Source organism: Ruegeria sp. CE6 (assembly GCF_056537485.1).
The window spans coordinates 1,644,025-1,656,452 of sequence record NZ_JBQFRR010000001.1 but is presented as its reverse complement, the minus strand read 5'-3'; the positions used below and the strand labels follow the sequence as shown (position 1 = coordinate 1,656,452).

Genomic DNA, 12,428 nt, shown 5'->3' with positions numbered 1-12,428 from the left:
TCTCCCTCCCGACTTTGACCGTCAGATTGACCTTCGCGTCACCTTTGTCACGCGAAACCTAACGTCATTCCCTTTGCCTTTACTGCGGCGCTTGCTAGAGACGCAGCAAAGCTTAATCACGAGGCCGCGCATGACCCCTGATGAAATCGCCAAACTGCCCTATCGCCCCTGCGTGGGACTGATGTTGATGAATGCCGAAGGCAAGATCTTTGTCGGTCAGCGCAATGATCGCCACAAGGACACCTGGCAGATGCCTCAGGGTGGCGTGGACAAGGGCGAAGACCCGCGCGATGCGGCCCTGCGCGAGCTTTGGGAAGAAACTGGAGTGCCCGCTGATCTTGTGGAAATCATCGCCGAGACCGACGGCTGGCTGCCCTATGACCTACCGCATGACATTGTGCCGAAAATCTGGAAGGGCCGGTATCGCGGGCAGGAGCAGAAATGGTACCTGATGCGGTTTCTGGGCCGGGATGATCAGATCGACATCGCAACCGAGCACCCCGAGTTCACCCACTGGAAATGGCAGACCACGACGCGGCTGGTCGATGAGATCGTGCCGTTCAAAAAGGACGTCTACCAGCAGGTGCTTTCTGCGTTTCAGCCGCATCTCGGGTAGTTCGGGTTAGGAACCAAGCGCCGTAATCACCGCTTTGGCCAGCGGCAGCGGGGAATAACCGGTATCGGACGGTGTAAGCCCCAATCGCACGATCACCAGATCACGCGAAGGGAATATCCCGACCGATTGCCCATCGTGTCCGGCCATCCAGACCGCATCTTCGAACGGGGGTTCTCCACCCGGCACGTCGCGCCACAAGTGACCTTTGGCATATGCCCCGCCCGAGACAGCAACCGGTTCGAACATCCAGTCAGTGAACCCTTCGGGCAGAATTTGCTGCCCGTCCCATGTGCCGCCCTGCAGCAGGAATTGCCCATATCGTGCCCAATCCCGCGCTGTGGCGTACATATAGCTTGAGCCGACAAAGGTGTCAGAAACATCAGTTTCAAGTATGGCCGAGGTCATGCCCAGTGGCAGCAGGAGTGCGCGCTGCGGATAGGACAAGCTGTCATCTTTGACCTGATCCTGCCAGACCCGCGCCAAGACGGTGGATGTGCCCGACGAATAGTTGAATTCAGTATTTGGCTCAGCCTCGGCCTCAAGCGAAGTGACAAACCCCGCCATGTCGTCGCTCAGATATAACATCCGAGTCACGTCCGAGACTTCACCATAGCCTTCGTTCCATCGCAGGCCGCTGGACATGGTCAACATATCCTCGACGGTAATGTGCTGCCGGTTGTCCTCTGCCCAATCGGGAAATGAATCGACCAGTGTATCCGTCAACTTCATCTGACCGGATTTTATCAGCGTTCCAATCAATCCAGAGGTTATGGTTTTGGTCATTGACCAGCCCAGAAGAGGGGTATTTTCGTCGAATCCATCCGCATAAGCCTCACCAATGATCCGGCCATCATGCACCACAACAACGGCGCGGAAGCCCTTTCCCAGAATGGTCGGGCCCGACAGAACCATTGCCAATTTGGAGTTCTGCGCTGGGGCCACGGTGGTGCCTTCCGGCCAAAGTGCATCAGACAGCGCGGGCAGAGTGTTTAGCTGGGCGTTGACCGGTTGGGCCTCATGCGTATTCGCACATCCCAGCCCCTCGCGATATTGGCTGGTCGCAGGGGCGAAGATCCCGAGTAGCTTTGCAGATACTGATTGCGCCTCGGGGTCAACCGAGACCGAGACGTGTTTCAGCAACGGATGCCCGGGCGCCTGCACATCTACCGCCAGTACCTCCTGCGCATCCCGCCCGGCGATGAACACGTTAGAACAGACGATCTTGGCCGAATAGTTGGTCCCGACTCGCAACAGGTCGGGCGGAGAGATCAGCAGGTACCCAACGCCGGCCACAAGCCCCAACGCCAATGTTCCTGCGGTGATCCTGAGTGCTCTGCCCAACATGAATTGGCTCCCCCCTTACATCCAAAAAAAAGGGTAGCCATCCCGAAATGTGACGCACCAGCGTTACGTTGCGTTTCGCGGGATCAGAGCAATCCCTCAGCCCGCAGCAATTCCTGCATATTCGCCTCGGGCCGGGGGCCGATATGGCTGATGACTTCGCGTGCGCAGACGTTGCCAATTTTTGCGCAGGTCTCGTAATCGCGGCCCGTCGCCATGCCGAACAGGAATCCGGCGGCGAATTGATCGCCCGCGCCGGTCGCGTCCACGGGTACGACCTTTTCAACCGGTACATCGATGCGCGCGTTGCCGTTCAGAACAGTCACCCCGTCGCCCGACCGGGTGCAAACGACCAGTGGGCAAATCTCGGCCGTTTTCGCCAGCGCCTCCTCAAGATCGTCGGTTTCGAACAGCGATTTGATCTCGGCCTCGTTGCCGATTACGAAATCCAGCTCATTCTCGATCAGCAGCAGGAAATCGACCCGGTGCCGTTCTACACAGAACGGGTCAGAAATGGCGATGCCCGCCTTGCCGCCACCCTTGTGGCAGTTGCGCGCGGCCTCCAGGAATGCCGCCTTGCCCTTTTCCTTGTCGAACAGATAGCCCTCGAGGAACATGATCTGGCTGTTGCCCGCGACGTCTTCCGAGACATCCCGAGAAGACAGCTCGGACGAAATACCCAGATAGGTGTTCATCGACCGCTCGCCGTCGGGCGAGACAAAGATCATCGAACGCGAAGTTGGCAGCTCCCCACCCGGCACCGGCGGGTTCACGAAATCCACCCCATCCTCGTTCATCGCATCCGCATAGAACCGCCCCAGCGCATCATCATGCACCCGCCCGATAAACGCCGAATCCAGACCCAGTGCACCCGCACCCGCAATGGTATTGGCAACCGAGCCGCCCGGCGTCTGCACCCGGCCTTCCATTGAGGCATACAGCACCTCGCCGCGCTCCTGCTCGATCAGCTGCATGATGCCTTTTTCGATGCCCATCAGCTCAAGAAAACTGTCATCGGCTTGGGAAATTACGTCCACAACGGCGTTTCCGATGCCGGTCAGTTGGTAGGTTTTCATTCGGTTTTGTCCTCAAATTCGCAGAGATCGCGGATGATACAGGTCGGGCACTGCGGTTTGCGTGCCTTGCAGTGATAGCGGCCATGTAGGATCAGCCAGTGATGCGCATGCAGCTGAAAGTCGGTCGGTATGTTGTCTTCGATGGCGCGTTCGACGGCGTCCACATTCTTGCCCGGGCAGATGCCGGTGCGGTTGCCGACGCGAAAGATATGCGTGTCCACGGCCTGCGCCGGATATCGCCACCACATGTTCAGGACAACATTGGCTGTCTTGCGCCCCACACCCGGTAGCGATTGAAGCGCCGCGCGGGAGTTGGGCACCTCACCGCCATAGTCTTCGACCAGAATGCGACTCAGCTTGATTACGTTCTTGGCCTTCTGGCGGAACAGGCCGATGGTCTTGATGTGCTCGATCAGACCTTCTTCGCCCAGATCCAGCATCTTCTGCGGCGTGTCGGCGATCTTGAATAGCGCGCGCGTAGCCTTGTTGACGCCGGCATCGGTCGCCTGCGCTGACAGTGCGACGGCAACGACCAGAGTATAGACGTTTACATGCTCCAACTCGCCCTTGGGTTCAGGGTCGGCGTCGTGAAAACGCGTAAAGATCTCGCGGATCTTGTGGTATCCGAGTTGTTTGGCCATCCGAGCCTTAATGCCCTGCCAGGCAAGCGGTCGCAATTGAAAAGGTGCGTTTTGGTTTTGCTTAGGCGCGGGTCTTGGTCGATTTATCCCTATGCCTCACGTCTGCAGTCGGAAATCCACCCCCGCCGTTGCAAGTTGATCCCTGATCCCCTGCCACCGGTTCGGATCAGCTGCCAGTACAGCCGCCGGATCGATCTGAACCCGATATCCTCGATTGAGCGCGCCCTGCGCGGTCTTACTCACGCAATGACACCCGTCCAACCCTGTCAGAACCAGCGTTCCGATCCGTTTGTCTTGCAGGAACCGTTCAAAGCCCGGCGAAGAAAAGGCGTCACCTACGGATTTTACAAACTCGGCATCGGGATTCAGCGCAAGACGCGGATCCAACCCAACTCCGTCGGAACCTGCGTTGCCGCGCCCCTGATTGAACCACCCGTTCAGCAAGTTCGCCAGCCGTCCCTTGAATTCATGACGGATGGCAATCACGGACCAGTCAGACCGGCGGGCGCTGTCCGTCGTTGACCGGATCGTCGACAAGGCACCCTCAATTTGTGCATCATCCCAGGTGGGTATCGAGGTAAAATCTGTTTGCATATCGATCACCAGCAGCGCCGTTTCAGGCCGCGACGCCAGGTCTATTTTGGCTCCGGTTGTCGGAGTGCCAATCTTTCGGATTTGCAAGAGGATGTACAACACGGCGATCATGATGCTTGCCGCCATTATCCAAAGGACGGTCATGTCAGGCCTCCTTGGCGAGTTCTGCGAAATAGCGGGTCAGGGCCAGCTGAACCTTGTGATAGGCGGCAAGCTCTGACGCAGAAAAATCCTGTGCAAAGCGTGTCAGCTTGGCCATCTCATCCGCTCTGATTGCCGTGATCGTCTCTTCGCCCGCAGGGCTCAGCCGGTAGCAGTAGGTGCCTGCACGTTTGGGATTGGGCTGGCTTTCGATCAGCTGTGCGCCCATCAGCTCTTTTAAGATGCGCGAGACATATTGTCGTTTCAGCTGCAACTCGGCGCACAGCACCGGGGCGGTCGCGCCGGGAGATAGCGACAGACCTTCCAAAAGGGCACGTTGCCCGACGGTCACGCCTTTGCGCTGGCTGCCCTGCTCAACTGCTGCCGTGATGTTCCGCAGCAAAGGCCGGGTGGCCTGAACTGTCTGATAAAGCTGATCCAACCTGTGTCCCATACCTGAATGGTAGGAGAAATCGATTTGATTCGTCAACTCAGTTGACAAGATAAAGCGCAGGTTCCGGGTCGCAAGATCGACAGGGGCAAGTTACTGTTCCGGTAACTGATGAGGTGACCGATGAACGTCCAGACAGCAGAAAGCGGATATCATTATAACGTCATGCGGCGCGCGATCGAATTGATCGATCAAGGCGGAGAGAGTCTCAGTCTTGATGAGTTGGCTCGCCAGATGGATATGAGCCCTGCCCATTTTCAGCGTCTGTTCTCACGCTGGACCGGGGTCTCACCGAAGCGATACCAGCAATACCTGACTCTCGGCCATGCCAAAGCTCTGTTGCACGAGCGTTTCACCACGCTGGAAACCGCTCATAATGTGGGGCTGTCCGGCAGTGGGCGGCTTCATGACCTGTTCCTGAAATGGGAATCCATGAGCCCGGGTGAATACGCCCGCAAAGGCGCAGGCCTCACGATCTACTGGGGCTGGTTCGAGTGCCCCTTTGGCCCTGCGCTGGTTATGGGAACTGACAAGGGAATCTGTGGAATCGCCTTTGGGGCCGAGACAGGCGAGGAGGCGGCGATGGAAGACATGATCTCTCGTTGGCCCAATGCTGATTTTGTCGAGGACCCGATGCGCCTGCGGCCTTGGGTGCTCAGCGCCTTCGGTGCGGCCAGCGACCGGTTGGAGCCGACCCCACTCTACCTGATTGGCTCACCACTGCAGATCAAGGTATGGGAAGCGCTGATGCACATCCCTTCGGGGCTGGTCACCACCTATTCCGAGATCGCGCAGCGGGTCGGCTCACCCCAAGCGGTGCGCGCCGTGGGCACCGCAGTTGGGCGCAACCCGGTCAGTTGGCTGATCCCCTGCCACCGTGCCTTACGCAAATCGGGCGGCCTGGGCGGCTACCACTGGGGACTGCCCGTCAAGCGCGCCATGCTGGCCTATGAGGCGGCGCAGGCCGACGCCTGATTGACATTCTGGCGTGTCGTTGCCATATGCACGGCAGGTTCGGGTCCCCTGCCGTTCGCGGCCTTTGGCTTTGGTGAAACCCGATTGAATCACATCTGTTGCCCTTTCCAGGCGCGCGGATGGCAATGCGAACCCCGTCCAGATTTCGCGCCCGTTTCAGGAAACGAGGCAAACTATGACACATACTCAGAACATCGCTCCGGTTGCGGAGCTGAAAGAGCAGGCAAAACGCCTGCGCAAACGCCTGCTGGACGCCGGAGTGAAGCTATCGCATAGCGAGGCGCTGGAACTGTTGGCGCATCAACTCGGTGCGCGGGATTGGAACACGTTGCACGCGATGGCAGGAAATCGAGTGCAGCTGCGCGTTGGTGACCGGGTTGAGGGCCGATATCTGGGTCAGCCCTTCACCGCCGAAATCCGCGGTCTGACCATGATTGGGGATGGCGGACATCGCCGGGTGACCCTGCAGTTCGACGTGCCCGTAGATGTGGTCCGGTTCGACAGTTTTTCCGCCCTTCGCCAGCGGGTGACAGGTGAGATTGGCTGGGATGGTCGATCCACCCGCCACACGTCGGACGGAGAGCCGCAGCTTATCGTCCGACCTGCCTAAGAAACAAAGCGAGGCACCCTTAGGGTGCCTCACATTTTGATAGCACCAAGATTGACTATTCGGCGGCCCAACCGCCAACGGCCTTGACCTCAAGGAAGTCCTCCAGTCCCCAAACCCCGCCTTCGCGGCCATTGCCGGACTGTTTCATCCCACCAAACGGGGACCCAGCGCTGCGCGACTGGCCGTTCATCTCAACCATGCCCGACCGCAAGACGCGAGCCATTCGGTTGGCGCGTGCACCGTCTTGGGTCTGAACATAATTGGTCAGCCCGTAAGGTGTGTCATTGGCAATCTCGATGGCTTCTTCTTCGGTGTCGAAGGGGATCATAGTCAGAACCGGGCCAAAGATCTCCTCGCGCGCGATCGTCATCTGGTTATTGGCATCGGCAAAAACCGTTGGGCGCACATAATAGCCCTTGTTCAGCCCCTCTGGCCGACCCGTGCCGCCTGCAACCAGACGCGCGCCCTCATCAATTCCTTTCTGGATCAGGTCCTGAATTTTGGTCCACTGCACTTCGTTCACCACCGGTCCGATATGTCGGCCTTCCTCGGCGGCACTGCCGACGGTGACCTTGTTTGCCACTTCGGCGGCTGTCTCAACCGCCTGATCATAGATCGGACGCTGCACCAGCATCCGGCTGGGCGCGTTACAGCTTTGACCGGTGTTGTTCATCATGTGCAGGACGCCGCGTTTTACCGCCTTTTCGTCGGCATCGGCGAAGACCACATTGGCCCCTTTGCCGCCCAGTTCCAGATGCACTTTCTTCAGTGTATCCGCCGCATTCTTGGAAATCGCAGTGCCCGCGCGGGTCGAACCGGTGAAGCTGACCATATCAACATCTGCGTGCCCCGAGAGCTGAGAGCCCACGCCCACGCCATCGCCATTCACCAGGTTGAAAACACCAGCCGGGAAGCCAGCCTCATCCATCATCTCAGCAAAGATCATCGCGTTCAGCGGGCTTTGCTCGGACGGTTTCAGCACCATCGTGCAGCCCGCAATCGCCGCCGCGCCGACCTTGAGCGTGACCTGATTCATCGGCCAATTCCATGGGGTGATCAGGGCTGCCACACCCACCGCTTCATAGATGATCCGGTCATTCGGCGCATGATCGCCCAACGGACGTTCGAATTGGAACGCCTTGGCGGCACGGATGAAGTTTTTTAGGTGATAGATCCCCGCGCCCGATTGCTGGCTGCGCGCCATTTCGATCGGTGCACCCATCTCCATCGACATCGCCTGGGCCAGATCCTCTGAGCGGGTGGCGTAAATATCGACCAGTTTCTCGACCAAAGCGATGCGCTCGTCCACCGGGGTTGCCATCCAACCAGGCAGAGCAGCTTTGGCCGCGGCGACCGCTGCGTTAGTGTCAGCCTCTGACCCCAATGAGATCACCGCGCATGGTTCTTCGGTCGACGGGTCGATCACTTCGAAATCATTCGGCTCTGATGGGGCGACCCATTTGCCGTTGATATAGAAATCGCGTTTTTCGATCATGGCTCATCCTCCGGATCAGGAATCAATCGACCGAACGGTCGGTTTTCATTCGCACTCTGTCACCCACCCGGGTGTCGGGCAAGGGTAAAACATAATTTGATCAAATTATCTACCTACTGAATCTTCTGACAGCGCAACATGAATGGTTTAACCTCTGCGCAAAGTGATTAGGTTGGCAGCAATCGACTCGCGATTTTTCACAGGAAAGGAGTTTCCCAATGGGTTTGCGCATCAATGATACGGTCCCGAATTTCACCGCAGAGACAGATCAGGGCACCGTCCAGTTTCATGACTGGATTGGCGATAGCTGGGCCATCCTGTTCTCACACCCCAAGGACTTCACTCCTGTTTGCACGACCGAGTTTTCGGCAGTTGCGCAGCTGAACGATGAATGGGCGGCGCGGAACACCAAAGTGATCGGCGTGTCGGTCGATGGTGTCGAAGATCATAAGAAGTGGAAAAAAGATATCGAGGCCTATGGCAACGCCAACCCCGGCTTCCCGATCATCGCCGATGACGGTCTGGCTGTTTCCAAAGCCTTCGACATGCTGCCGGCCGAGGCCTATCTGCCCGACGGCCGCACGCCTGCCGACAGCGCAACTGTACGCTCTGTCTTTATCATCGGACCCGATAAGCAGTTGAAACTGTCCATGACCTACCCGATGACCGTGGGCCGCAACTTTGCCGAGATTCTGCGTGCGCTGGATGGCCTGCAGATGAGCGCCAAGGGCGTGGCAACCCCCGCAAATTGGGTGCCGGGTGAGGATGTGATCATTCCACCTGCGGTCTCCAACGATGAGGCAAAAGAGAAGTTCGGCGAGTTCGAGACCATCTTCCCCTATCTGCGCAAAACCAAAGCGCCGTCGTAATCGGATCAACGGGCAGGGGGCGAAAGCCCCCGCCTTCTTCTAATGCGCAAACGCCGAGGTTGCGCCGCAAGGGGCAGATAGCTCTGGGCGCAGCATCTGCACTTCGTACGGTTTCAGAACCGGCAGCACCGTATCACCATAGCCGCCTGTGTCGGAATGAAGCTCAGGGAACAGCTCGAATAGTTCCTCCTTCACTGCACTGCTCATCGCGTCCAGCGTATATCCGCCGGGATAAAACGATTCCGACCACAATCCTTCGACATTCACCAGCTCATGCTGGTCGAATAGAATGTGAATGTACTCGACGCCCCCGCTTGGCGGTACTTGCGTGATAGACTTGCCGTTGAGCAGAGACTTGGCCGTCGCCAACATCATCGGGTGACTATGATGCAATTCCAATGCAGGTGAGGACACGACAACCCGATGCTGAGGTGACAGCAGCAGATCTCGCGATGGTGTCTGCGGCCCAAGACTGCCCGCACTGATCCGGATCGGGCAATGCTTAGGGGTCTGTCTCAGATCCGCCTCACTCAGCCGTCGCTGACCCACCCAGCGCACGGCCCGACCGGTGCCATCTGCGGTGATCACATGATCGCCTGCTTTGACTTCTTCGATCAGACGCTGGCCCGATGGTGTCAGAATATGTGACCCCGAAGTAAAGCAGACAAAGCTGGGAAGGTTGTCATATTCGACCGCAGGTGCAGTACCCTGGGCCAGTGAGTTGCCTGTCAGTACATCGTTAACAGCAACGTTTCCCGAGGTCACAACGATGTATTGCGTACCCGAGAATTGCAGCAGTGTGTAGGTGACCGGTGCATCTCCGACCGTCGCGCTGTAGCCTTCGAATATCTGAAAGCTGCCGGAGTTGTTCAGCCCGGGGATTGGGAGGGTATCGAACTGTTGGCTGCCGTTGTTGTCCGGATTTTCGAGAAAATTATCATCATCAGTAATGGTGACCTGAAACCCCTGGGTCACCGTCACACTGGGGTTGCCAAACGGATCTCCGTCGATCTCAAAGATGGTGATAGAGGCCAAAGCGCGGCGACGTCCCAGATGATTTGGATTACCTTAACTTTGAGCTAACTCAACTTAGAAGTGTTAACATATCGTTTACCGTGACGCGCAGGGCTCGAAAGCGGCACTGATCGAAAAAGGCAGATTGGCTATGGTTGGATCGACTGTGTGCACGCCTGCCGAGGCGGTGGTTGGGATCGGATACGTCAGTTGAACGCGGTCTCGCTGCCAAAGGATTGTAGCTTCTGATGGAAACTGAAAGCCGCGCTGACTGCGCTGACCAGGCGAAACATTGCCTTGATGTTCGATACCACAGAGCTGCGTATCTCGAGGCGATTAACTGGGATCCGATTTTGGACGTCGAAAGGTTGCGTTGAAGGCAACCGTGACGCGGCTTTCTTTACTTTGGTTTGGGTGGACCCAATGGGTCAGATAGGATGGAAAAAGGATCATTTCGCCGGCTGCCGGGCGCAGCTTCTTTTTGTTCCGAAAAGCACTCGCCTGAAGTATGCGCCAGTGAGGCAACTCGTTTCGAGGGTCGAGAAACTCAATCATTCCAGACGAACCTTCTTCGATCTCGGGTTGAGAAACATAGTACACTCCAGACCAATGCGCGCCGGGATGAGTATGCGGCGCATTGTACCCGCCGGAAGGATTGTCGTTTATCCACCCGAACAGTTTCAGGCGAAGTTTATCCGGTTCAACCTTGTCTGAGACCTTTCGTGTTATTTGAAACACCGCATCTTCGGCCGCGTCTCGCAAATTCTGAATAGCGGGCGTATCGCGATCAAAGAGGTTTCCGTTTGAGTGCCATCCGCCGCGATTGGATTTTGAGGCACCCTCGTCTTCCTCACGCATCTTTTCGGCCTCAAACAGAATCGCCGCATTAAGCGCTGCACTGTTAGGCACCACAAATCGCATCATTGGAGTAGAGAAGAGCTTTTCGAATTTCTTGGCTTCGGGCATATCCTCGGTGTCACCTTCAAAAACTACATGGCTGTAAATTCAGATCGGTCCGAGATCAAATTCAGGAATTTGCTCCTGAAAAATTTTTCGGCGCTCTCCAAATCCACGTTCCCGCACATTGCGCGCATTACCCAGTACCGTTGAGGATATAGTTCTTTGGTTCAAGTCTGGCCTAACCAACCTAAGTTATATTCCCATCGCAAAGCGCCGATGTTTTAGTTCAATTGGCAATTCCTTTGAGGATGGGAACATGAACAAGAAAACTATCGGTCTGACATCAACTTTCGTTCTGATGGCCACCACGGCGCTTTCGCAAACCACCAAGCAAGACATCATCGACGAACTCACAGAACAAGGTTTCCAACGAATCGAAATAACCAACACGCTGTTTGGGAATCTTCGCTTTGAAGCGACTGGACCTGGAATCGAGAGAGAAGTGGTGCTGGGGAAAGACGGAACCATCGTTCGGGATCGTTCAGAGCGAGACGATGAGTTCGACGATGAGGAAGATGACGACGAAGATTTTGATGACGAAGATGACGACGAAGATGACGACGAAGGATTTGATGACGAAGGTGACGATGACGAAGGCGATGGGGAAAACGATAGCGAAGGCGACGATGGTGAACGCGACAGCGAAGGCGACGATGGTGAGCGCGACAGCGAGGGCGACGATGGCGAGCGCGACAGCGAAGGCGATGACGGCGAACGCGATAGCGAAGGCGATGACGGCGAACGCGATAGCGAAGGCGACGATGGCGAGCGCGACGGTGAAGGTGACGATGGCGAAGGGGATGACGAAGGCGACGATGATTAATTCAGCTTCCAACTTGAGCCCAAGCGAGATTGGGGTTTGAACAAATGGTTTAAAAAAGAAGCCATGTTCAAAGCGGGGATCGCTGTATATGCGATCTCTGCTTTGACGTTTGTGATCGAATTGATTGGCGAAATAACAGGGTACTACATTTTTTCCGCGAGTTGGGTGGTCCATGAAATCACGGCTCTCATCACCCTATTTGGGTTTATTCTTGGGGGGCTTTTGATTTGGCAAAGCCACAGGCTGTTTTTGCGACGTCACCAAGAAGTCAAACAGAACCTGCGGAAGGCTCAAGGCGAGTTTTTTCGAATGCTGGAACTACAGTTCGACCGTTGGGGCCTTAGTGCTGCGGAACGAGATGTTGCACTTCTCACCGTAAAGGGCCTGTCCCTCGCAGAAATAGCTAAACTGCGCGAGACCAGCGAGGGAACAATCAAGTCCCAGAACAATTCAATCTACAAAAAAGCCAAGGTCAAATCGAGGACGCAACTGTTAGGCGCGCTCATAGAAGAGCTTTTGATCGAAGAAAAGAAATAAACCAAGAAACGATCGGATATCGTCGTAAATTCATTCATTTATCGGCAATGAGTAGAAAAGAATGCCCAAGTAGATGCCCCGGGCCTGTAAAGCCAACGTTTTAAGTGGTTGTGAGGCTCTGTTTCAGGGCAATGCACTCAACAATCAGAATTGTAGCCTCATCAAAATTGAAGCCTACCCCAGCAAGCAGATGGTCGGCACATTCCACAGCATCGCTGCGGCACTCGACATTCGCCCAAAGAAAAAGGCCCCGGCGGATTACCGGGGCCTTCGTTCTTGCAAAAG

The 12,428-nt window shown here is 56.4% G+C and carries 14 protein-coding genes; 6 read left to right on the top strand and 8 right to left on the bottom strand.

What is annotated here, in order from left to right; genetic code table 11:
* Positions 1–130: 130 nt before the first annotated feature.
* Positions 131–616 (top strand): RNA pyrophosphohydrolase, encoded by a 486-nt coding sequence (locus ACR0DK_RS07905; RefSeq protein WP_480735554.1) that lies wholly within the window; start codon positions 131–133, stop codon positions 614–616.
* A 6-nt stretch (positions 617–622) separates the two neighbouring features.
* On the opposite strand, the gene ACR0DK_RS07900 is transcribed toward ACR0DK_RS07905, so the two are convergent.
* The 5 genes from ACR0DK_RS07900 to ACR0DK_RS07880 form a co-directional block, all read right to left on the bottom strand.
* Complete coding sequence (locus ACR0DK_RS07900) at positions 623–1,960, bottom strand: serine hydrolase domain-containing protein (protein WP_480735552.1); 1,338 nt, start codon at positions 1,958–1,960, stop codon at positions 623–625.
* Positions 1,961–2,043: 83 nt separating this feature from the next.
* The gene (locus tag ACR0DK_RS07895; protein WP_170466608.1) at positions 2,044–3,033 is read right to left on the bottom strand and encodes an adenosine kinase; all 990 of its coding nucleotides are present in this window, start codon (positions 3,031–3,033) and stop codon (positions 2,044–2,046) included.
* Positions 3,030–3,674, bottom strand: a complete 645-nt coding sequence (gene nth / locus ACR0DK_RS07890) for an endonuclease III (RefSeq protein WP_170426127.1) — start codon at positions 3,672–3,674, stop codon at positions 3,030–3,032. Before nth ends, ACR0DK_RS07895 begins: the two co-directional genes overlap by 4 nt.
* A gap of 96 nt (positions 3,675–3,770) precedes the next feature.
* A complete protein-coding gene (locus ACR0DK_RS07885; protein ID WP_480735549.1) occupies positions 3,771–4,412 on the bottom strand; it encodes a cysteine hydrolase family protein in 642 nt (213 codons plus the stop codon).
* Between the two features lies 1 nt (position 4,413).
* A complete protein-coding gene (locus tag ACR0DK_RS07880; RefSeq protein WP_480735547.1) occupies positions 4,414–4,863 on the bottom strand; it encodes a MarR family winged helix-turn-helix transcriptional regulator in 450 nt (149 codons plus the stop codon).
* Between the two features lie 120 nt (positions 4,864–4,983).
* On the opposite strand from ACR0DK_RS07880, the gene ACR0DK_RS07875 reads away from it, so the two are divergent.
* Both ACR0DK_RS07875 and ACR0DK_RS07870 read left to right on the top strand, forming a co-directional pair.
* On the top strand, positions 4,984–5,835 hold the full coding sequence (locus ACR0DK_RS07875; protein WP_480735545.1) for a bifunctional helix-turn-helix domain-containing protein/methylated-DNA--[protein]-cysteine S-methyltransferase: 852 nt from the start codon (positions 4,984–4,986) through the stop codon (positions 5,833–5,835).
* Between the two features lie 175 nt (positions 5,836–6,010).
* A complete protein-coding gene (locus tag ACR0DK_RS07870) occupies positions 6,011–6,445 on the top strand; it encodes a glyoxalase superfamily protein (RefSeq protein WP_480735543.1) in 435 nt (144 codons plus the stop codon).
* Positions 6,446–6,500: 55 nt separating this feature from the next.
* Here ACR0DK_RS07870 and ACR0DK_RS07865 read toward each other — a convergent pair whose 3' ends face one another.
* The gene (locus ACR0DK_RS07865) at positions 6,501–7,940 is read right to left on the bottom strand and encodes an aldehyde dehydrogenase family protein (protein ID WP_170394725.1); all 1,440 of its coding nucleotides are present in this window, start codon (positions 7,938–7,940) and stop codon (positions 6,501–6,503) included.
* 218 nt (positions 7,941–8,158) lie between these two features.
* Between ACR0DK_RS07865 and ACR0DK_RS07860 the strand changes: the two genes are divergently transcribed.
* Positions 8,159–8,809 carry a peroxiredoxin gene (locus tag ACR0DK_RS07860; protein ID WP_170408508.1) on the top strand — a complete coding sequence of 217 codons (651 nt, stop codon included), beginning with the start codon at positions 8,159–8,161 and terminating at the stop codon, positions 8,807–8,809.
* A 39-nt stretch (positions 8,810–8,848) separates the two neighbouring features.
* Here ACR0DK_RS07860 and ACR0DK_RS07855 read toward each other — a convergent pair whose 3' ends face one another.
* Positions 8,849–9,844, bottom strand: a complete 996-nt coding sequence (locus ACR0DK_RS07855) for a Hint domain-containing protein (RefSeq protein WP_480735540.1) — start codon at positions 9,842–9,844, stop codon at positions 8,849–8,851.
* Positions 9,845–10,159: 315 nt separating this feature from the next.
* Positions 10,160–10,789 (bottom strand): TIGR02466 family protein, encoded by a 630-nt coding sequence (locus ACR0DK_RS07850; RefSeq protein ID WP_170737211.1) that lies wholly within the window; start codon positions 10,787–10,789, stop codon positions 10,160–10,162.
* A 250-nt stretch (positions 10,790–11,039) separates the two neighbouring features.
* On the opposite strand from ACR0DK_RS07850, the gene ACR0DK_RS07845 reads away from it, so the two are divergent.
* The gene (locus ACR0DK_RS07845; protein ID WP_170466591.1) at positions 11,040–11,606 is read left to right on the top strand and encodes a hypothetical protein; all 567 of its coding nucleotides are present in this window, start codon (positions 11,040–11,042) and stop codon (positions 11,604–11,606) included.
* Positions 11,607–11,642: 36 nt separating this feature from the next.
* Entirely contained in the window at positions 11,643–12,143 is a 501-nt protein-coding gene (locus tag ACR0DK_RS07840; protein WP_170394711.1) for a helix-turn-helix transcriptional regulator, read from the top strand.
* The last annotated feature ends 285 nt before the right edge of the window (positions 12,144–12,428 follow it).